Origin of the sequence: Paraburkholderia madseniana, from assembly GCF_009690905.1 — a bacterium.
Classification (GTDB): domain Bacteria; phylum Pseudomonadota; class Gammaproteobacteria; order Burkholderiales; family Burkholderiaceae; genus Paraburkholderia; species Paraburkholderia madseniana.
In genome coordinates, this window is sequence record NZ_VOSW01000035.1 from 11,479 (window position 1) to 31,002 (window position 19,524).

Annotated in this window: 17 protein-coding genes; 8 read left to right on the forward strand and 9 right to left on the reverse strand. The window is 62.3% G+C overall.

The features are described from left to right. Nucleotides 1–182: 182 nt before the first annotated feature. Nucleotides 183–2,747: an adenosylcobalamin-dependent ribonucleoside-diphosphate reductase gene (locus FSO04_RS19375; RefSeq protein WP_154561486.1), complete on the forward strand. Its 2,565-nt coding sequence runs from the start codon at nucleotides 183–185 to the stop codon at nucleotides 2,745–2,747. A gap of 62 nt (nucleotides 2,748–2,809) precedes the next feature. Here the strand turns inward: FSO04_RS19375 and FSO04_RS19380 are convergent, their stop codons facing one another. The 4 genes from FSO04_RS19380 to FSO04_RS19395 form a co-directional block, all read right to left on the reverse strand. Then, nucleotides 2,810–3,760: a dimethyl sulfoxide reductase anchor subunit family protein gene (locus tag FSO04_RS19380; protein WP_154561488.1), complete on the reverse strand. Its 951-nt coding sequence runs from the start codon at nucleotides 3,758–3,760 to the stop codon at nucleotides 2,810–2,812. 11 nt (nucleotides 3,761–3,771) lie between these two features. Then, complete coding sequence (locus tag FSO04_RS19385) at nucleotides 3,772–4,518, reverse strand: 4Fe-4S dicluster domain-containing protein (RefSeq protein WP_154561490.1); 747 nt, start codon at nucleotides 4,516–4,518, stop codon at nucleotides 3,772–3,774. A 101-nt stretch (nucleotides 4,519–4,619) separates the two neighbouring features. Then, nucleotides 4,620–7,541 (reverse strand): molybdopterin-dependent oxidoreductase, encoded by a 2,922-nt coding sequence (locus FSO04_RS19390; RefSeq protein ID WP_154561492.1) that lies wholly within the window; start codon nucleotides 7,539–7,541, stop codon nucleotides 4,620–4,622. Between the two features lie 145 nt (nucleotides 7,542–7,686). Then, on the reverse strand, nucleotides 7,687–8,619 hold the full coding sequence (locus FSO04_RS19395) for a 2-hydroxyacid dehydrogenase (RefSeq protein ID WP_154561494.1): 933 nt from the start codon (nucleotides 8,617–8,619) through the stop codon (nucleotides 7,687–7,689). Between the two features lie 269 nt (nucleotides 8,620–8,888). Here FSO04_RS19395 and FSO04_RS19400 point away from each other — a divergent pair, with 269 nt between their 5' ends. Next, the gene (locus tag FSO04_RS19400; RefSeq protein WP_154561496.1) at nucleotides 8,889–10,394 is read left to right on the forward strand and encodes a sensor domain-containing diguanylate cyclase; all 1,506 of its coding nucleotides are present in this window, start codon (nucleotides 8,889–8,891) and stop codon (nucleotides 10,392–10,394) included. Nucleotides 10,395–10,474: 80 nt separating this feature from the next. Here FSO04_RS19400 and FSO04_RS19405 read toward each other — a convergent pair whose 3' ends face one another. Further along, on the reverse strand, nucleotides 10,475–10,777 hold the full coding sequence (locus FSO04_RS19405; protein ID WP_093638511.1) for a putative quinol monooxygenase: 303 nt from the start codon (nucleotides 10,775–10,777) through the stop codon (nucleotides 10,475–10,477). Nucleotides 10,778–10,981: 204 nt separating this feature from the next. Continuing rightward, entirely contained in the window at nucleotides 10,982–11,305 is a 324-nt protein-coding gene (locus FSO04_RS19410; protein WP_154561595.1) for a VOC family protein, read from the reverse strand. Nucleotides 11,306–11,512: 207 nt separating this feature from the next. Here FSO04_RS19410 and FSO04_RS19415 point away from each other — a divergent pair, with 207 nt between their 5' ends. Beyond that, complete coding sequence (locus tag FSO04_RS19415) at nucleotides 11,513–11,854, forward strand: zinc ribbon domain-containing protein YjdM (protein ID WP_154561498.1); 342 nt, start codon at nucleotides 11,513–11,515, stop codon at nucleotides 11,852–11,854. A 52-nt stretch (nucleotides 11,855–11,906) separates the two neighbouring features. Next, nucleotides 11,907–12,080, forward strand: a complete 174-nt coding sequence (locus FSO04_RS46420; protein ID WP_166618212.1) for a VOC family protein — start codon at nucleotides 11,907–11,909, stop codon at nucleotides 12,078–12,080. Here FSO04_RS46420 and FSO04_RS19420 read toward each other — a convergent pair. Both FSO04_RS19420 and FSO04_RS19425 read right to left on the reverse strand, forming a co-directional pair. Then, nucleotides 12,077–13,477 carry a heavy metal sensor histidine kinase gene (locus FSO04_RS19420; RefSeq protein WP_154561500.1) on the reverse strand — a complete coding sequence of 467 codons (1,401 nt, stop codon included), beginning with the start codon at nucleotides 13,475–13,477 and terminating at the stop codon, nucleotides 12,077–12,079. The two genes, FSO04_RS46420 and FSO04_RS19420, sit on opposite strands and share 4 nt — an antisense overlap. Next, nucleotides 13,474–14,145, reverse strand: coding sequence for a heavy metal response regulator transcription factor (locus FSO04_RS19425; RefSeq protein ID WP_093638501.1), 672 nt, complete (start codon nucleotides 14,143–14,145; stop codon nucleotides 13,474–13,476). The genes FSO04_RS19420 and FSO04_RS19425 overlap by 4 nt, the downstream gene beginning before the upstream one ends. Nucleotides 14,146–14,329: 184 nt before the next feature. On the opposite strand from FSO04_RS19425, the gene FSO04_RS19430 reads away from it, so the two are divergent. The 3 genes from FSO04_RS19430 to FSO04_RS19440 all read left to right on the forward strand — a co-directional run bounded on the left by FSO04_RS19430 (nucleotide 14,330) and on the right by FSO04_RS19440 (nucleotide 16,466). Continuing rightward, entirely contained in the window at nucleotides 14,330–14,962 is a 633-nt protein-coding gene (locus FSO04_RS19430) for a hypothetical protein (protein ID WP_154561502.1), read from the forward strand. 101 nt (nucleotides 14,963–15,063) lie between these two features. Next, nucleotides 15,064–15,696, forward strand: a complete 633-nt coding sequence (locus tag FSO04_RS19435; protein ID WP_154561504.1) for a cytochrome b/b6 domain-containing protein — start codon at nucleotides 15,064–15,066, stop codon at nucleotides 15,694–15,696. Continuing rightward, nucleotides 15,693–16,466, forward strand: coding sequence for a molybdopterin-dependent oxidoreductase (locus FSO04_RS19440; RefSeq protein WP_154561506.1), 774 nt, complete (start codon nucleotides 15,693–15,695; stop codon nucleotides 16,464–16,466). Before FSO04_RS19435 ends, FSO04_RS19440 begins: the two co-directional genes overlap by 4 nt. Before the next feature lie 18 nt (nucleotides 16,467–16,484). On the opposite strand, the gene FSO04_RS19445 is transcribed toward FSO04_RS19440, so the two are convergent. Then, a complete protein-coding gene (locus FSO04_RS19445) occupies nucleotides 16,485–17,471 on the reverse strand; it encodes an AraC family transcriptional regulator (RefSeq protein WP_154561508.1) in 987 nt (328 codons plus the stop codon). A gap of 320 nt (nucleotides 17,472–17,791) precedes the next feature. On the opposite strand from FSO04_RS19445, the gene FSO04_RS19450 reads away from it, so the two are divergent. Beyond that, a complete protein-coding gene (locus tag FSO04_RS19450) occupies nucleotides 17,792–18,844 on the forward strand; it encodes an NAD(P)-dependent alcohol dehydrogenase (protein ID WP_154561510.1) in 1,053 nt (350 codons plus the stop codon). Nucleotides 18,845–19,524 lie beyond the last annotated feature (680 nt).

The window sequence follows — 19,524 nt, forward strand, 5'->3', positions numbered from 1 at the left end:
TGGCGGGCAGCCACTCTGCTGGCCCGCCTCCCAAAGCCTGATTGCGGTGCTTGGCCACGTGCGTTAAGGTGAACCCCGATGCGCCAGGCCACCACGCCTGTCAGACGCGCAGCGTTAAATGAATGCACCGCATCCCATTCGAACGCGCCGCAGCCGTCTCGCGGCAAACGAGAGGCGACACCATGGCAGAAGACACGCACGAACCCCGCGCCGCAGCGGTTTCTCCCGCCCCGCAAGTTGCACCGCAACAATTCTCTCTGGACGTCCTGCTCGAGAAATACGCCAAAGGCGACGAGCAATCGGCTGACGACGTATTCAAACGCGTCGCCCGTGGCGTCGCTCAGGCGGAACCGGAAGCCCTGCGCGAGTCGGTGGAAGCGCTCTTTGCCGATAACCTGCGGCACGGCGCGCTCGGCGCCGGACGCATCATGAGCGCGGCGGGCACGGGCATCGCCGCCACGCTCATCAACTGCTTCGTGCAACCGGTCGGCGACGCGATTCAGGGTGTCGACGAACAAGGCCTGCCCGGCATCTACGTGGCGCTGCTGCAAGCCGCCGAAACGATGCGCCGCGGCGGTGGCGTCGGCTACAACTTCTCCGCGATCCGGCCCAAGGGCGCCCGCGTTCATACCACCAGTTCGTCGGCGTCCGGGCCGTGCAGCTATATGGACGTGTTCGACGCGTCATGCCGGACCGTGGAAAGCGCCGGCTCGCGGCGTGGCGCGCAAATGGCCGTGCTCGACTGCAATCACCCCGATCTGATCGAGTTCATCGAGGCGAAGCATTCGAAAGGCCGTTGGAACAACTTCAATGTGTCGGTGGGCGTCACCGACGAATTCATGCGCGCGGTCGAAGAAGATCAGCCCTGGCAACTCGTGCACCGTGCCGAGCCCTCCCCCGCGCTGCGCGCGGCAGGCGATGTGCGGCAACGCGAGGACGGCCTGTGGGTCTATAGCGAAAGGCCGGCACGCGAGATATGGGACCGCGTCATGCGCTCCACGTACGACGTCGCCGAGCCCGGCATCGTGTTCATCTCGCGCATGAACGAGGACAACAATCTACGCGCCGTCGAAACCATCCGCGCCACCAATCCGTGCGGTGAACAACCGCTGCCGGCCTACGGCTGCTGCAACCTCGGACCGTTGAACCTCACGCGCTTCGTGGTCAATCCGTTCGCTCAAATGAAAGGCCGCAAGCCTTCGTTCGACTGGGACGGTCTCGCCAAACGCACTCGCATCCAGGTGCGTTTTCTCGACGACGTGCTCGACGTCACGCTATGGCCGCTGCAACAGCAATATGACGAGTCGCGCGCCAAGCGGCGCATCGGCGTGGGCTTCACCGGCTTAGGCGATACGCTGGTGATGCTCGGCCTGCGCTACAACTCGCAGGAAGGCCGCGACTTCGCAGTGCGCATCGCCCAGTTGATGCGCGACGAGGCCTATCGGGCGTCGGTGGAACTGGCGCGCGAGCGCGGCGCGTTTGAGTTGTTCGACGCCGCACGCTATCTGGAAGACGGTACGTTCGCCTCGCGCCTGCCCGACGACATCAAGGACGCGATACGCCAGGACGGCATCCGCAACAGTCATTTGCTGTCGATCGCGCCGACGGGCACCGTCAGTCTCGCGTTCGCCGACAACGCGTCGAACGGCATCGAGCCGGCCTTCTCGTGGACCTACACGCGCATGAAGGTGATGGCCGACGGCGGCCGCGAGTCGTTCGATGTCGAAGACTACGCGTATCGCCTTTATCGCGAGCTCGGCGGCGACGTGAAAAACCTTCCCGACTACTTCGTCAGCGCACTCGAAATGTCGGCCCGCGACCACCTCGACATGATGGCCGCCGTGCAGCCGTACGTGGACACGTCGATCTCGAAGACGGTGAACGTGCCGGCGGACTATCCGTTCGAAGCGTTCGAAAGCCTGTACTTCGACGCGTGGAAAAACGGTTTGAAAGGGCTCGCCACGTACCGCCCGAATGAAACGCTCGGCGCGGTGCTGAGCGTCAGCCCGCCGCCGCAAGCAGACGATACGCTGACCGAGACCGATCAGGATCCGCTGCGCATCGCGATCGATCATCGGCCCAAAGGTGAATTGCCGGCGATCATCGAAAAGGTCGAGTACCTGACGCAAGCCGGCAAGAAGTCGCTTTACGTGGCGGTCTCGTTCATCGAAGTGACGGGACGGCTGGGCGGTGAAGAAGTCACGATCGAACGCCCCATCGAGTTCTTCATTCCGACCGGGCAGCGCGACGAATCGCAACAGTGGATCACGGCGACGATGCGTTCGCTGTCGCTCGCGGCACGCGGCGGTTTTGTCGCGCGCAACCTGCAGGATATGCGCAAGGTGTCGTGGGATCGCGGGCAGGTGCGGCTCGGCGAGGTGCAGCGTCTCGACGGCCATCGCACGCCGCGCTGGCACGATTCCGAAGTGGCGGCGCTCGCGTTTGCGATCCAGCAGATTCTGCACCGCCGCGGCTTTCTCGATGCCGAAGGCAATCAGGTGCCGTCGCGGATGCTGGCGCGTTTGCCGCGTGGGCAGATGAAGGCCGAGACGGCGTTGCCGGCGGATTTCGGTATCCGTCCGCCTCCTGGCGAGGCTGACGAAGCAGCCTTGACGCAACCCGGCGGTATGCAAGGCTTGCACACCATGCTCGGCCGCAAATGCGGCTCGTGTGGAGCGAATGCGGTAATTCGCAAGGATGGGTGCGACTTCTGTACGGCGTGTGGTGAGGTCGGTGCGTGCGGGTGAGTGACAGCTAGTTACAACGCAGACGCGGCCGCCGATATCGGACGGCTGCGCCAACCCACGCGTCAACCGACTCGCGCGTAATACAGATTCTGCGGATGCTTCGCTTCGGCGAAAAAGAACCAGCGTTCCGCCACGAGGCCCGCGTATTGCACGAGACACGCCGCGGCCAGCAAGCCGAGCGAGACGCCGATCGGATGCAGGCCCGCGCCCAGCGCCATCAGCACAACTGGTACGGCAAACGCGGCCGCGAGGAACCCCCACTTGACGCCGCGCAGCGTCCCCGCCGATTTGCCGTGAAAGAACTCGCGCAGATTGAACGCGCCAGCGGTGAAGCCACGCGAGATCTGCACGAGCTTCGGATTCTGAATGCCGGTCGCGCTCTGCACGGTGGACTTCGGCCGTAAGCGCGCATTGCGCACGAGCGATGCCGAGCGGCTCGCGCAGCCCGCGAGTGTCAGGACGCAGGCACAGATTGCGAGCCCCACTGTCAGCGCGGGCGCGAACCACGCGGTCAGCGCCGTCGCCAGTGTGAAGCCGGACGCGCAACCGAGCAGCACGAAGTTGACCAGCGTGAGCGGCGTGGCCCATTCCTGCAGGAAGCGCAGGCATGCGTAGATCATCGCCGAGCAGACGAACAGCGCGGCGCTCGCCAGTACGCCGAGCCAGCCTATCGCGAGTGACCACGGTGAGCCGAACCCGTGCGCGACGCCGTAGAAAAACGCGCAGGCGAGAAACGCCGGCAGGCACAGACATTCGCGCGACAACCACGACGTACGCCACATCGCGACCGCGCGCCATGCGCGCTCCGGATGCCCGAGATGGAAGAACGAAGCGATCAGCCCGAGGCCACCCAACACGACCGACAAGCCCGCACCGGTGACATAGAACCCAACCGCGGGCGCGGTGACGAGTCCCAGATGCGCAGCCGTCTCCACACCGACGAGCGCGATCAGCAGGCCCTGTGCCGCGCCGCTCAACGTCGTGAGAAAAACCACTGAAAAAGCCGGATTCATCGCGAGGTCCTTTAGATACGCGTCGCCATCGACGCAAGATGCAGTTGGCCGTGTTCGAGTTGCGCATCAAGTGATTCGGGCGCCTCAAGGGCCACACCTGTGTCTTGGCACGAGCAGGCGCCGCTGCCGCAACCCGATGCCGACGTCGTGATGCGCGGCAAATAGTGGTTCGCCGGTTTGGTGTTCCACTCAGGCATCAGTTGATAACCGCCCCGCTCTTTGATTGCCTTCGACACCACCGACTCCGGATCGTGGATATCGCCGAACAGTCGCGCTGAAGTCGGGCACGCGAGCACACACGCGGGTTGCCGGTCGCGTTCGGAGAGGTTTTCATCGTGAATGCGATCGACGCACAGCGTGCACTTGGTCATCTCCTTGCGCGCTTCATCGAGTTCGCGCGCACCATATGGACACGCCCACGCGCAGTATTTGCAGCCGATGCATTTGTCGAAATCGACCAGCACGAGACCGTCTTCCTTGCGCTTGTAGCTGGCGCCGGTCGGACACACCGGCACGCACGGCGGGTCCTCGCAGTGCAGGCACGACTTCGGGAAGTGGATCGTGTCGGCGTTCGGGAAGCTGCCGGCTTCGAAGCTCTGCACGCGATTGAAGAAGGTGCCGGACGGATCCGCGTCGTACGGATTGAGATCGGCCAGACTGCCCGACTCGCCCGACGTATTCCACTCCTTGCAGCTCGTCACGCAAGCCTGGCACCCCACGCACACGTTCAGGTCGATCACTAACGCCATCTGAGTCATTAAAGGCTCCTTGCTGCTTTACTGCGTTATTCGCGCGTTGCCCGCCGTTCTGCGGTGCCCGGGTTTCGCATTGCTCGCGTGCGAATCCTGCGATTCCTGCATCACTTGCGCCCCACCGCACCACGCAGCCGTGCCGCGAATTCGCCGCGCCCCGCGAAATAGGTCTGCACGACCCGCGATATCACCCCGTTCGATCCCGGCAACGCGGGCATCGCACCGAACTGCGGCAGCGTATGACGCGCGTCCGCTTCCGCGGGATAGACGCGCACGCGCACGTCGTACCACGCGGCCTGGCCTGTCACCGGGTCCGAATTCGAAAGACGCGCGGCGGCTTCGTCGCGACCGGGCAACTCGTCGGTGATGAGGTGATTGAGCAGGAAGCCGCGCTGCGATTCGTTCGCGTCCGCGCCGAGGTTCCATGCGCCCGACGCCTTGCCGATCGCATTCCAGGTCCACACTGTCCCCGGCTCGACGGTCTCGCTAAAGCGCGCCATGCAGCGCACCCGGCCCCATTGCGATTCGGCATAGATCCAGCTACCGTCGGCAATGCCGTTTTCGGCCGCCATCAGCGGATTCATGTAGAGATAGTTCTCGCCATGAATCTGCCGCAGCCACGCATTCTGCGAATCCCACGAGTGATACATCGCCATGGGCCGTTGCGTCACCGCGGCCAGCGGAAAACGCGTGAGATCGGTGGAATCGCTTTCGAGCGGCGCATACCAGAACGGCAGCGGATCGAAATACTTTTCGACCCGCGCCCGCAGATGCTCCGGCGGTTGCCTGCCGCTCCTGCGGCCTTGCGCGGCGAGCCTGAACTTCTGCATGACGTCGGAGTACAACTGGATCAGGATCGGCTCGTTGAATTTACGGAAGCCGTTTTTCACCGCCCAGTCGAGATACGGTCCGTTGCAGTTGCGCATGTATTGGAGCGTCTCCGGCAAGCGGTAATGGAACACGCAGTTGTTCTTTGCATACTGTTCCCACTGCTGCGGATTCGGCTCGCCCACCAACGCCTTGTCGCCGTCCTTGCCGCGCCAGCCGATCAGAAAGCCCACGCCGGAAGCGGGCGTCGTCGTGTGATTGACGATGAAGTCGGGATAGTCCCGAAAGCGGCGCGTGCCTTCAGCCGTCGTGAAGGCGGGAAACTTGAGGCGCGAAGCGAGTTCGATCAGCACTTCCTGAAACGGCTTGCATTGACCCGTCGGCGGCACGACCGGCACGCGCACGGAATCCACGGGACCGTCGAATTCGGAGATCGGCCGGTCGAGCATCGACATCGCGTCGTGCCGCTCGAGATAGGTCGTGTCCGGCAGGATCAGATCGGCGAATGCGGTCATCTCCGACTGGAACGCGTCGCACACCACGAGAAACGGAATCTTGTACTCGCCGTTCGCGTGCTTGTCGGCGAGCATCTCGCGCACCTTCATCGTGTTCATCGACGAATTCCAGGCCATGTTAGCCATGAAAATCAGCAGCGTGTCGATGGGATAGGGATCGCCACGCCAGGCATTGGTGATCACGCTATGCATCACGCCGTGCACGGCCAGCGGATATTCCCAGGAGAAGGCCTTGTCGATGCGAACCGGACCGCCGTGTTCGTCGATGAACAGGTCTTCAGGCGCGGCGGGCCAGCCGAGCGGACCGGTGGCGAGCGGCGTGTTCGGCTTGACGGCGTCCGGACTGTTCGGCGGTTTCGCCGATGGCGGCACCGCGCGAGGAAATGGCGACTTATGACGAAAGCCGCCTGGGCAGTCGATCGTGCCCATTAGCGACATCAGCACCGCCAGCGCGCGGATCGACTGGAAGCCGTTGGAATGCGCGGCCAGCCCGCGCATCGCGTGAAAAGCGACCGGATTGCCGGTGACGGTCTCGTGCGTCTCGCCCCACGCGTCGGTCCATTGGATCGGCAGCGTGATCCGGTGGTCGCGGCTGGTCTGGATCATTTCACCGGCGAGGCGGCGAATTGTGTCCGCGGCAATGCCGGTGATCTCGGCGGCCCACTCCGGCGTACAGTCGGCCACGCGTTCGCGCAGCAAGGCGAACGACGGCGTGACCGGCGTGCCGTCCGCGAGCGTATAGCGGCCGTCGAGCGCGGGCGTCACACCGGGTGCATGGTGCGGCACGGCGCGCGCGGCTGCGGCGTCCCACCAGAGATGGTTCTGCGGAAACAGAGGATTGCCAACCGGTCTATCCGGATCGCGCACGAACAGGCCGAAGTTTTCGCTGGTTTCGTCGAGATCGACAAGCTCCGCCGCATTCGTATAACGCTGCACGAACTCGTGATCCCAGGCGTCGGCCGCGATCAGTTCGTGCAGAAAGGCCATGAACAGCGCGCCATCGGTGCCGGGTTTGATGGGCACCCATTCGTCGGCAATCGCCGCATAGCCGGTACGGATCGGATTGATCGCGATGAACCGCCCACCCGCGCGTTTGAACTTCGAAATAGCGATTTTGAGCGGATTCGAATGATGATCTTCCGCCGTGCCGATCATGAAGAAAAGTTTGGCGCTGTCGAGATCGGGGCCGCCGAACTCCCAGAACGAGCCGCCGATCGTATAGATCATTCCGGCGGCCATGTTGGCCGAGCAGAAGCCGCCATGCGCCGCGTAATTAGGCGTGCCGAACTGTTTGGCGAAGAGGCCGGTAAGCGCCTGCATCTGGTCGCGCCCGGTGAACAGCGCGAATTTCTTCGGATCGGTGGCGCGAATCGCGGCGAGGCGCTTTTCGAGCACGTCGAACGCGACCTCCCACGACACCGGCTCGAACTGCGCACTGCCCCGCTCCGCGCCTGCCTTGCGCATCAACGGCTGGGTCAGGCGCGCGGGCGAGTACTGCTTCATGATGCCCGAGGCGCCCTTCGCACAGATCACCCCCTGGTTCAGCGGATGCTCGGGGTTGCCGTCGATATAGCGCACCTCGCCTTCACGCAGATGCACGCGGATGCCGCAGCGGCAGGCGCACATGTAGCAAGTGGTGGTCTTGATCTCCAGCCGTTCGTCCTGCGTGCGGGCGTGGTGTTCCATGCGGGATCTCCGTCGCGGCTCCGGCTGTGTCGAAGCGATGTGGATTCGATACCGACCATCCTATTCGCCACGAGCCTACAAGGGAAATCGCGATTTTCGAGAGAAACTATCCGCTGGGCTGATGGTTTCAGTTTGCCTTCAAATGTCAGATCGGCGTCAACACCGCGTCGCCCGCAAAATGGCGTCTGGCGTTGGTCAGGAAATTGTCGACCGAAGCCGCGATCGCCTCCGGCGAGCGGCCGCCCACATGCGGCGTCAGGACTACGTTGCGCAGCGTCAGCAAGGCTTCGGGCGGATGCGGCTCGCCCTCGTAGACGTCGAGACCCGCGCCGGCGATCGTGCCGGCGGCAAGCGCATCCGCTAAAGCAGCGGTATCCACCACGCTGCCGCGAGAGACGTTGACCACGAAACCGTCCGGCCCGAGTGCGTCCAGCACCGCCTTGTTAATCAGATGACGCGTACCGCCGCCGCCGGGCGTCGCCACCACCAGAAAGTCGCACCACTTCGCCAAACCTTGCACGTTGTCGAAATAACGCAGCGGCGAGCCTTCGCGCGGTTTGCGGTTGTGGTAGCCGATTTCCATATCGAACCCGCCGCCACGCCGCGCGACCTTCTCGCCGATATTGCCGAGCCCGACGATGCCGAGCCGCTTGCCGGAAACGTTCGGGTGCATCGGCAACGTGTCGCGCCAGGCGCCCTTGCGGGTGGCCTGATCGAGTTGCGGCACGTCGCGCACCACCGCAAGCAGTAAGGCGAACGCGTGATCGGCCACGCAGTGATCGTTGGTGCCCGCGCCATTGACCAGCACGATGTCGCGCGAACGGGCGTGGTCGACAGCGAGGTTTTCGTAGCCGGCGCCGAGCGCGCTGACAAACTCGAGTTGTGGCATCCGGTCGATTTCCGCGGCGGTCAGCCCGGTCGTGCCGTTGGTCAGCACGGCACGGATCGTCTCGCCGTGCGTGGCGATCGCGGCGGCCCGTTGGCTGGCATCGGGTGCATAGACGACGTGGAAAGCGGTCTCGACGCTGGCGCGACTTGCGTCTTTCAAGGGGATCAGAACCAGCAGGGATGGCTTCATGGCGGACGTTTTTTCTTAAGGCGGTGACGGACGGAGGATGCGACGAGTGAGTGTAACAAGCCTCCCGTGGCCCTGCTGGCGTGCGATCACGGGCGGCCTCAATCAAAAGGCCCGGTTGCAAACCTGCTGCCGTGCAGCCTAAAGTCTCATCCGAACCACGCCGTTATCTTCGTGAATGGACCGGCGCGGACAGGATGCGTCATGCGTCTTTCTTTTAAGCCGAACCGAAGCCGCTTTAGAATAGCCGGAACTCCGACCACGGGAATCTCATGCTGGACACCCTGCCACGCGGCTCAGCGCCTGCCAACGACGCCCCGCAGGAAGCCCCCTCGGGGGACGATTCCGAAATGTTCGAACTCGCGCCCGTCTCGCTCTGGCTCGAGGACTTCAGCGGCGTGCGGGCGCTATTCGACGCCTGGCGGGCCCAAGGGGTGACGGATCTGCGCGCCCATTTCGTCGAATATCCGGCCCTTGTCGCCGAATGCGCGCACAGCATCCGCGTCATCAAGGTCAATCAGAAGACGCTGGCGCAATTCGAGGCCGCCGACTTCGAGGCGCTCACCAGCAATCTCGCTTCCGTGTTCCGCGACGACATGCTCAAGACTCACCTCGAAGAGCTATGCCAGTTGTGGGCCGGCCAGGCGCATTTCACGAGCCAGACGGTCAACTACACGCTCGGCGGACGGCGCCTCGACGTGCTGCTCAAGGGCGCCGTGCTGCCCGGCCATGAAGAACGCTGGGACCGCGTGCTCGTGTCCGTCGAAGACATTACCGAACTCGAAGGCGCGCGGCATCGCGTGACGCTTGCCGAACAGTATGTGCGCGGCCTGTTCGAATATTCGCCGGTCTCGTTGTGGGTGGAAGATTTCAGCTCGGTCAAGCGTCTGCTCGACGACGCGCGCTCCGCCGGCATCAGCGATTTCCGCGTGTTTACTGACGTGCATCCCGAGTTTGTCGAGCGCTGCATGCAGGAAATCCACGTGCTCGACGTGAACCAGCACACGCTCGACATGTTCGTGGCAAAAGACAAAAAAACGCTGCTGGCGCGCCTGCCCGACGTCTTCCGCGACGACATGCGGCCGCATTTCCGCGAGCAGTTGATCGATCTATGGGACGGCAAGCTGTTCCAGCAGCGCGAGGTGCTCAATTATTCCCTCGACGGCAACGAGGTGCACGTGCACCTGCAGTTCTCCATACTGCCGGGTCATGAAAAGAATTGGGACCTGGTGCTGGTGGCCCTCACCGATATTACGGCGCGCAAAAAGGCCGAAGCTTACCTGGAGTTCCTCGGCAAGCATGACGTGCTGACCAAGCTGCGCAACCGCTCCTTTTACGTGGATGAACTGAACCGGCTCGAGCGCAAGGGTCCGTGGCCGGTGACGATCATCATGGCCGATCTGAACGGCCTCAAACGCGTGAACGACCAGCTCGGCCACGCGGCCGGTGACGCGCTGTTACGGCGCGCCGGCGAAGTTCTCGCCAAAGCGACGGACGCGCCGTTTCACGCGGCGCGCATCGGCGGCGACGAGTTCGCGATCCTGATGCCGGACACCGACGAGCGTGGCGGCGCCGCAATGGTCGATGCGATCCGCCAGCTGGTCGATCTGAACAACCAGTTTTATCCGGGCTCTGTGCTGAGTCTTTCGATGGGTGCGGCGACGTGCCAGCGCGGCGACCGTCTCGAAGCCGGTGTGCAACGCGCCGATCTGCTGATGTATGAGGAAAAGCACGCGCACTACGCGAACCGTCCGTCTGCGGACGCGTCGAGCGACTGACGCCCGACCGCCTCGCACGTTGGTACGGTGTAATTCGATTGTTGAAAAGGCCGCGCCGTGTCAGCGGATTGGCAGCTCAATCAGCCTGGCAGTTTGGATGCCAGCACATCGAGTTTGTGGATGCTGGGCGGCGTGGCGAATAGCTCGCCGGCCTTCGCCATTAGCGCAGCGGCCACCTTGCCGTTCAGATGCGCCTCGCGGCCAGCTTCGTCGGGGAAAGCGTCGAAAATGGCATAGGTGGTCGGTCCAAGCTTGAGACCGAACCAGGCGCTGGTAGCAGGCTCCTCCTCGACGAGCGGCAAGCCGCTCAGCAGAAAGGCCTCGACATCCTGTTCCTTGCCGGGTTTGGCTTCAAGACGAACGTACAGAGCGAGTTTGACCATGGCGCGACTCCCTGGGTGAAGTGAGGACAATGGATCCGCTTTGCCAGGCCGGCAAAGCGCTGTGAAAGGCATCGGCTCGTCAAGCACCTTAGCAAGTATAGGGCGGCGGTCGTGAAGCTGTGCCGAAGAGCATGGGGGCACATCGGGTCGCGCCAGGCAGCATCAGGCACAGGCATTCAGGTTGCATCCGCGCAGAAAAGCATGTCAGCCTTTGCCGGTTCGTACCGCCTCGCCGTAAGTGCTGACGATCCGCCGATCCTGCTCTTCCACCGAAAACAGCTCCCATTCGAGGCCGTTTACATCCTTGCTGCTCGAGTAACCTTCTACTGAATCGTCCTCGAAGCCGACGTGCCGAAGCTGCCCACCGTTATCCGGCATCTCGTTGATCGAAAAGTTGAGCAGCTCGGTTCGCCACATCGCGTAACGGCCCGGCACCACGGCCGTGGGCGGCTGGCCGAGACGGGCGCTGTAATCGTCGATGGAAGCCTCGAGGCTCGTAACGGCCAAAGCAATGTGGAAGCGTTTCATAGCGGTTTTCCCGACGGTTAAAATGAGGTGTTTCATCGTATCCGGCGCGCGCCGCCGCAACCAGTTGCGCGATCATCCCGGTATCGCTATTACCGGTTTGCGCTGCAACAGTATCCGGCGTGCCGGATGCAGGCGGCCCGGTGCGCGTCCGCTATACTCCCCGGCCCTGAAGTTTTCCGCGCCAAGTCGCGGTCTGGAAAGAAAATCATGTCGACAATTCCCGCTTGCCCGCAATGTGCAATGGAAAATACTTACCCGGATGGCGAGAATTATGTCTGCCCGGATTGCGCACACGAGTGGCCGATGAGCGCTACCCAAAGCGCGGACGAGACCGACGAACGCGTCGTCAAGGACGCCAACGGCAACCCGCTCGCCGACGGTGACGCCGTGGTGCTGATCAAGGACCTGAAAGTGAAAGGCTCGTCGATCACGCTGAAAATGGGCACCAAGGTGAAAAGCATTCGTCTGGTCGGCGGCGATCACGAAGTGGACTGCAAGATGGACGCAGGCAACTTCATGCTGAAGGCTGAGTATCTGAAGAAAGTTTGATGCATCCGGCCCGGCCTGGATCGGCCGGCAATGCAAACGAGGAGCGACACTGATGCTTTCCCACGTATTCGTCGGCATTACGGATTTCGAGCGCGCGTTCGGCTTTTATGACGTGCTGATGGAAACGCCAGGAGTGCGGCTTAAGTTTCGCGATGACGATGGCAACAAGCTCTGCGTGTGCTGCCATGCGCCGGAGACGACCTCCGCCACGCAAACAACCAGTTAAGCGCCCGGAAAGCGCAATTCGAAGCGCACCACGCCCGGCACCGGACACACCACGCGCGCCGTGCCGCCGTGCAGATGCATGATCGCCTTGACGATCGCGAGCCCCAGCCCGCTCGATTCGGTGAACTCGCTGCGCGCCGCATCCCCGCGGTAGAAGCGATCGAACAGGCGGTCCAGTTGCTCGCCAGGAATCGGCGCACCGTCGTTTTCCACCACCACAGTCGCGCCCTGCTCGTCCTGCGTGCCGCTCAAGCGCACCACCGTATCGCTCGCGCCGTATCGCACCGCATTGACGACGAGATTGTTGATCGCTCGCCGGCATAGCATCGGATTGGCCGACGCCACGCCCCGAGCCTCGACGGTAAAGTGCATGCCGCGTTCGTCGGCGAGGCCTTCGAAATAGTCTGCGATCCTGACGAGTTCATCGCGCAGATCGACCGGCTCACGGTCGATGGACAGCGCCGCATGGTCCGCATGCGCGAGAAACAGAATGTTCTCCGCGATGTGGCTCAAGCGGCTCAGCTCCTCGAGATTCGATTCGAGCAGTTGCTGATACTCGTCGGCATCGCGCGGTTTCGCGAGCGTCACCTGGGTCTGGCCGATCAAGGCGCCCACCGGCGTGCGAATTTCATGCGCCAGATCGGCGGAGAACTGCGAGAGGCGCTGGTAGCCATCGGCAAGACGGTCGAGCATGGCGTTGAAGGCGTGCGTGAGCTGGCGTAGTTCGACTGGCGCAGCCTCACTGTCGAGCCGCACCGATAAACTCGCCGGACTGATCTGCGCCGCCCGCGTGGCGATTTCGCGCACCAGCCGCAACGCGCGGCGCAGCACGTAATAGGCAAGCAGCGTGGCAGCCAGCATGCCGGTCAGCGTGGCCAGCACGATGCGATTGCGGTAGGCGGCCAGCATCCGCACTTCCTGGGTCATCGGATGCGCGGCAATCACTTCGACTTCGCTGCCATCCTCACGCGCTTTGACGGTAGCGATCGCCCAATGAACCGGCACGCCGTCCGGCAGCAGGGTCTGGCGGATATCCGAGAGTGTCGGCAAGTGGTCCGCGGTGCTAGCCTGCAGGGCAGGCACCGCGACATTGCCGGGATTCACGTCGATAAACGGCGCTTCGCCCGGACGGCGAAACAGCAGCACGTCTTGCTCCGCACCGAGCATGCTCTCGAACAGCAAAGGCCGGCTCTTCAATTCGCTAACCGAATAGAGATCGTGCACGATGCGGCTGAAATGCTCGACACGGCCGGTGAGCACCACGTCCGCGCGGCGCTGCAACGACAGCTCGGCGGAGTGGTAGAAATACATGCCCAACGTGCCGATCACCACGCACGCGATCGAGGCGAACAGCACCGTGGTGCGAGCCGTCAACGAACGTTCGGTCCACAGTTTCATGCGCCGTCGCCGAATGTGTAGCCGATGCTGCGCACCGTATGAATCAGCTTCTTTTCAAACGGATGATCGATCTTTGCGCGCAGCCGTTTGATCGCCACATCGACCACATTGGTGTCGCTGTCGAAGTTCATATCCCACACCTCCGAGGCGATCTGCGTACGCGACAACGCCTCGCCCTGGCGGCGCACCAGCAGATGCAACAGCATGAATTCCTTATTGGTCAGCGGAATCTCGACGCCTTCGCGCGTCACCTTGCGGCGCAGGACGTCGAGCTTGAGGTCGGCGATCTCGAACACATCGCTCTCGCGGATCACGCCGCGGCGCAACAGCGTGCGGATGCGCAACACCAGTTCGGTGAACGAGAACGGCTTGACGAGGTAATCGTCGGCCCCGAGTTCGAGGCCGCGAATGCGGTCGCTGACGTGATCGCGCGCGGTCAGAAAAATGACAGGCAGATCGCGCCGCGCCCGCAGCGCACGCATGATTTCCCAACCGTCGATACCGGGCAGCATCACGTCCAGCACCACGAGGTCATACGCGTGCTCGAGCGCCATGTGCAGCCCATCGGTGCCGGTGCGCGCAAGGTCGACCGCGTAGCCGCTTTCGCGCAGGCCTTTCTTCAGGTAGTCGCCGGTTTTCGGGTCGTCTTCGATGACGAGGATGCTCATGATGCCTGGTTTCCGACCCCGAGCGCCGCCGTGGGCGTGGGTCATGAATGTGGACGTGGATATGGCGGCCATTCTACGTGGCCGCGGCGCGCCGTTCATGACGTTTTTGTCATCCGTCTGTCACTTGGCGGAGCCGATCGCGCGCCTAACCTGACGCTATCTTTCACCCACCCAGAGCAGACTCATGAAGATTGTCTCCGCTAATGCGATGCGCGCCTTCGTTGCCCCCGCGCTCGTCGCCGCCTCATTGTTCGCAGCAGGATCCGTCGCGCAAGCTCAGAGCGCCGCGCCCACCGGCGTGCGTGGCACCGTGACCGCGCTCTCGGGCGACGTGCTGAAAGTCCACACGCGCGACGGCAAAGACGTCGACGTGAAACTCGCCAAAGACACGCCGATTCGCGGCGTGACGATTGCCGACGTGAACGACATCAAGCCGGACAGCTATGTCGGCACCGCCGCGATCCCGCAGCCCGACGGCTCGCTGAAGGCGCTCGAAGTGCACGTATTCCCGGCCAGCATGCGTGGCTCCGGCGAAGGTCACCGCCCGTGGGACCTCGGCTCGAACAGCACGATGACCAACGGCACGGTGGGCTCGCTCGTGGTCAGCAACGGCCGCACGATCACGGTCAAGTACAAGGACGGTGAAAAGAAAATCGTGATTCCGCAAGACGTGCCTATCGTCGCGCTCGAACCGGGTGACCGCGCACTGTTGGTGCCGGGCGCGAAGGTCGTGCTGTTCGCCCATAAGGAAGCCGATGGCTCGATGGCGGCGAATTTCATCTCCGCAGGTGAGCACGGCGTAACGCCGCCGATGTAATACGGCGTTTCTTCAACCGTTCGCCCTTTTTAGCTGCTCGAACAGCCGCGTGCCTCAATGACGCGGCTTTCAGATTTTTCCTTGTTTCATCACCGCTCACCATGCCCAAACCGCAAGCGCGCTTCATCGTCCACCCATTCGTCGTACGAATTACGCACTGGATCAACGCGTTTGCCATGGTCTGCATGGTGATGAGCGGCTGGGCGATCTATAACGCGTCGCCCTTCTTTCCGTTCAAGTTTCCGGTGTGGGCGACCGTAGGTGGCTGGCTGGGCGGCTCGATTGCATGGCACTTTGCGGCCATGTGGCTGCTGTGCGCTAACGGCCTGCTGTATCTGGCGTATGGCATCGGGCGTGGGCATTTTCGTCGCAAGCTATTGCCTGTCTATCCACGCGACGTCGTACACGATGCCGCATTAGCGATGCGGTTCAAGCTGCCGCACGATACGGGCAAATACAACGCGGTGCAGCGCGCGCTCTATCTCTTCGTATTGTTCCTTGGCGTGCTGCTGGTCGCGTCGGGGCTTTCGATCTGGAAGCCAGTGCAGTTCTCGTGGCTTACCGCACTGTTCGGTGGTTTCGATTTCGCACGTCGCGTGCATTTTGTCGCGATGGCCGGCGTGGTGGGTTTTGTCGTCGTGCATCTGGCGCTGGTGCTATTGGTGCCGCGCACGTTGCTGCCGATGTTGACCGGCCGCGCCCGACTGTCCACGCACGAAAGGAGCGAAGCATGAGCGACGCAGAACGCAAAGACGCGCGCGGCACGCGCATTGTCCTCGCCGACCACAAACCGCAAATCGAACGATTGCAACGGCGCTTGTTCCTGCGCTCGTCGCTTTCGATCGGTGCGCTGGCGATGCTCTCGGGTTGCAACATGCAGGACGGAGATTCGGTCGACAAGGTGTTGTGGGCCATGTCGCGCTGGAACGATCGCGTGCAGGGGTGGCTGTTCGATCGCAACAAGCTCGCGCCGACCTACTCGGCGAAAGAAATCACCGACCCGTTCCCCTTCAACGCGTTCTATCCGGAGTTCGACGCGCCGGATATCGACGGCTCGACGTACCAACTGGAAGTGTCCGGTCTGGTGTCGGACAAGCGCACGTGGAATCTCGATCAACTGCGCGCCTTGCCCCAGGTTTCACAGATTACGCGGCACATCTGCATCGAAGGATGGAGCGCGATCGGGCAATGGCGTGGCGTGCCATTTCGCACGTTCCTCGAACGCATCGGCGCCGATCTGAGCGCACGCTATGTCGGGTTCAAATGTGCGGACCGTTATTACTCGAGCCTCGACATGGCGACAGCCTTGCATCCGCAAACCCAGCTCACGCTCGATTTCCGCGACGCGCCGCTGCCGGCCAAATACGGCTACCCGCTGAAGCTGCGCGTACCGACCAAACTGGGCTTCAAGAATCCGAAGCACATCGCGGCGATTTTCGTGACCAACACGAACCCTGGCGGCTATTGGGAAGACCAGGGGTACAACTGGTTTAGCGGGCTATAACGCTTCCCGGGAACGCGCTTATACCGCGGTCACATAACGCGGGACCGGCCTGACCACGCGCGGCGGCGGCGGTGCATCGTACACGGTGCGCATGCGCTTGACTTCATCGACCGGGCTCAGGCCGAACAGACGCTTGAACTCGCGGCTGAATTGCGACGCGCTTTCGTAACCGACGCGTGCCGCTGCCGCACCGGCATTCAAACCGTCGTGCGCCATCAGCAAACGCGCGTGATGCAAACGCGTGGTCTTCACGTACTGCATCGGCGAGGTCGCCGTCACGGCCTTGAATTGCGCATGAAAAACGGCGAGGCTCATGCCCGCTTCAGAGGCGAGCGTATCGACGTCGAGTTGCCCCTGATAATCGGCGTGGATACGCCTTAACGCTTTGGCGATGCGGCCGAAATGATTCTGATGCGTGAGCGCCGCGCGAATCGCATCGCCCTGCTCGCCCGTCAACACGCGATAACAGATTTCGCGGACCACGCCTGGCGCCAGAATCCGCGCATCGAGCGGTGAGGCCAACGCGTCCATCAAACGCTGCACGGCGTTGGACAGGGCCGGGTCCAGCGGCGTCGAATAGATGCCGAGCGGCTCGTTCTGCGTAGCGCCCTGCGTTTCGTTCAGCGCCATCAGCAACTCGGCCACCATGGTCAGATCGACACGCACCGAGATCGCGAGGAACGGCTCTTCCGGACTCGCTTCGGTTTCGCATTCGAACGGCAGCGGCACCGACAGCACCAGGTATTGCTGTGCGTCGTACTGGAACACCTGATCGCCGAGAAAACCGCGCTTGCGGCCCTGACAGACGATCACGATGCTCGGCTCGTACATCACGGGCATACGCGGCATCGGACTATTGGCGCGCAACAGGTTGACACCTTCGAAACTCGAACGCGTCACGCCCGGTTTGGGCGCGAGCAAATCGAACAAATCGACCAGACGCTGCTGGGCAGGATCGGCGGGGCCGCCAGCGGCCGGGACGGGTTCAACGGAACGGGTTGACATGACGGTATAGTGACGTGCAAGAGAATAATGCTTGAAATTTAGCACCAAACGACCTACTGCGCTCACCGCCAGGAGTTTTAGGCAAACCTTCAAGACATTCAGGTATTCCCCGGTTCGCTCCCGGCCCCTACTATGGGAACCCTGCCGGATCATCTATTTCCACGCTGCGCCGGGCTCGGTTACCTGCTCACCGTTTCGGTGAATACGTCAACCACCGCCTGCGCCCTGATCCCGGTTCATGACAAGGTTTGGCCGCATCGGCGACGCGCGTCGCCCATCGCCGGCGCCTTGCGACACCACCCTCTTTGCTGGAGTTACCCATGAGCACGACTTACGCCTATGCAGCGACCGACGCTACCGCGCCGCTCGCTCCGTTCGAAATTCAGCGCCGCGAACTGCGCGCCCATGACGTGCAGATGGAAGTCCTGTTTTGCGGCGTGTGCCATTCCGACTTGCATCAGGCACGCAACGAATGGAAGAACACGATTTTTCCGGTGGTGCCGGGCCATGAAATTGTCGGTCGTGTGACGGCGGTTGGCCCGGACGTGACGAAGTACAAGGCAGGCGATCTGGTGGGCGTGGGATGCCTGGTCGATTCGTGCCGCACATGTGCAAGTTGCGAGGAAGGTCTCGAGCAGTATTGCGAAAACGGTTTTGTCGGCACGTACAACGGTGTGGACCGGGTTGACGGTCAGATCACTTACGGCGGCTATTCGACGCAACTGGTGGTGGACGAGGCATTTACGCTGCGCGTGCCGGAGAATCTCGACCCGGCGGGTGTGGCGCCGTTGCTATGCGCGGGTATCACGACGTATTCGCCGCTGCGCACTTGGGGTGCCGGTCCCGGCAAGAAGGTCGGGATTGTCGGCCTGGGCGGCCTCGGTCACATGGGCGTGAAGCTGGCCCGTGCGATGGGTGCGCATGTCGTGTTGTTTACGACGTCGCCGTCGAAGATTGAAGATGCCAAGCGGCTTGGTGCGCATGAGGTTGTCATTTCGAAGAATGCTGAAGAGATGGGCGCGCATGCTAACAGCTTCGATTTCATTCTGAATACTGTGGCTGCGCAGCATGATTTGAATCCGTTTTTGAATTTGCTGAAGCGTGATGGGACGATGACGCTGGTTGGGGCGCCGGAGCATGACCATCCGTCGCCGCAGGTGTTCAATCTGATCTTTAAGCGCCGCAGGCTGGCTGGGTCGTTGATTGGTGGGATTGCTGAGACGCAGGAAATGCTCGATTTTTGCGGCGAGCATGGGATTACTTCGGATATTGAGGTGATCCCTATGCAGGGGATTAATGAGGCTTATGAACGGATGCTTAAGAGTGATGTTAAGTATCGGTTTGTTGTTGATCTGGATTCCTTACGGAAGTGATTTTGGTTTTTTGCCTTTAGCGGCGGCATTGGCCGTGTTCTTAGGGCTTTGGCCTTTCCTTGAATTGTTAGTGGTCTATTAGTGTTGCCCCTGTGCGGGGCGGCACCTACTTCTCTTTGCCGGCTGCAAAGAGAAGTAGGCAAGAGAAAGCAGCTCAAACCACTCCTGCTAAGCGGGTCCCGTAGTCTGCTGCGGGTAGTGGTGCATCTGGAATCCGTGTTCTCGCACATTCCGCGTTAGTGACAAAGGTGTCATCAGCTCCCACTCCGCACTGCGTGCGTCGCGGACGGGTTTGCATGGGAAACCGGCGGCTTCGGTTGAGGTTTGTGGGGGCCGTCGGCTTCGCCTTGGCGAGGCGCCGTCGCACTCATAGGCGAACCCCACTTCAAATAAAGATCGATCACTCGCGGTGGCAGTGGCGATGCAATAACGAGTCATGGTGCCGGAAAAACACGAGAGCCCAAACCCAAAGGCTTAAACGCGAGAGCGCCAACGCAAGGACCAACGTAGCTGGCGGTTTTAAGAAGTACTCTTCGGCGCGCGCAGCGCCGCCGGAAGTATGACGCCCTTGTCACTGGCGCATGCAGGTGCACGAACACAGATTCCAGATGCACCACTACCCGCAGCAGACCACGGGCCCCACTTAGCAGGAGTGGTTTGAGCTGCTTTCTCTTGCCTAC

What these genes read in the sequence shown, in the direction of transcription:
- FSO04_RS19375 (WP_154561486.1), top strand. Translation starts at nt 183, where the DNA reads ATGGCAGAAGACACGCACGAACCCCGCGCCGCAGCGGTTTCTCCCGCC.
- FSO04_RS19380 (WP_154561488.1), bottom strand. Translation starts at nt 3,760, where the DNA reads ATGAATCCGGCTTTTTCAGTGGTTTTTCTCACGACGTTGAGCGGCGCG.
- FSO04_RS19385 (WP_154561490.1), bottom strand. Translation starts at nt 4,518, where the DNA reads ATGACTCAGATGGCGTTAGTGATCGACCTGAACGTGTGCGTGGGGTGC.
- FSO04_RS19390 (WP_154561492.1), bottom strand. Translation starts at nt 7,541, where the DNA reads ATGGAACACCACGCCCGCACGCAGGACGAACGGCTGGAGATCAAGACC.
- FSO04_RS19395 (WP_154561494.1), bottom strand. Translation starts at nt 8,619, where the DNA reads ATGAAGCCATCCCTGCTGGTTCTGATCCCCTTGAAAGACGCAAGTCGC.
- FSO04_RS19400 (WP_154561496.1), top strand. Translation starts at nt 8,889, where the DNA reads ATGCTGGACACCCTGCCACGCGGCTCAGCGCCTGCCAACGACGCCCCG.
- FSO04_RS19405 (WP_093638511.1), bottom strand. Translation starts at nt 10,777, where the DNA reads ATGGTCAAACTCGCTCTGTACGTTCGTCTTGAAGCCAAACCCGGCAAG.
- FSO04_RS19410 (WP_154561595.1), bottom strand. Translation starts at nt 11,305, where the DNA reads ATGAAACGCTTCCACATTGCTTTGGCCGTTACGAGCCTCGAGGCTTCC.
- FSO04_RS19415 (WP_154561498.1), top strand. Translation starts at nt 11,513, where the DNA reads ATGTCGACAATTCCCGCTTGCCCGCAATGTGCAATGGAAAATACTTAC.
- FSO04_RS46420 (WP_166618212.1), top strand. Translation starts at nt 11,907, where the DNA reads ATGCTTTCCCACGTATTCGTCGGCATTACGGATTTCGAGCGCGCGTTC.
- FSO04_RS19420 (WP_154561500.1), bottom strand. Translation starts at nt 13,477, where the DNA reads ATGAAACTGTGGACCGAACGTTCGTTGACGGCTCGCACCACGGTGCTG.
- FSO04_RS19425 (WP_093638501.1), bottom strand. Translation starts at nt 14,145, where the DNA reads ATGAGCATCCTCGTCATCGAAGACGACCCGAAAACCGGCGACTACCTG.
- FSO04_RS19430 (WP_154561502.1), top strand. Translation starts at nt 14,330, where the DNA reads ATGAAGATTGTCTCCGCTAATGCGATGCGCGCCTTCGTTGCCCCCGCG.
- FSO04_RS19435 (WP_154561504.1), top strand. Translation starts at nt 15,064, where the DNA reads ATGCCCAAACCGCAAGCGCGCTTCATCGTCCACCCATTCGTCGTACGA.
- FSO04_RS19440 (WP_154561506.1), top strand. Translation starts at nt 15,693, where the DNA reads ATGAGCGACGCAGAACGCAAAGACGCGCGCGGCACGCGCATTGTCCTC.
- FSO04_RS19445 (WP_154561508.1), bottom strand. Translation starts at nt 17,471, where the DNA reads ATGTCAACCCGTTCCGTTGAACCCGTCCCGGCCGCTGGCGGCCCCGCC.
- FSO04_RS19450 (WP_154561510.1), top strand. Translation starts at nt 17,792, where the DNA reads ATGAGCACGACTTACGCCTATGCAGCGACCGACGCTACCGCGCCGCTC.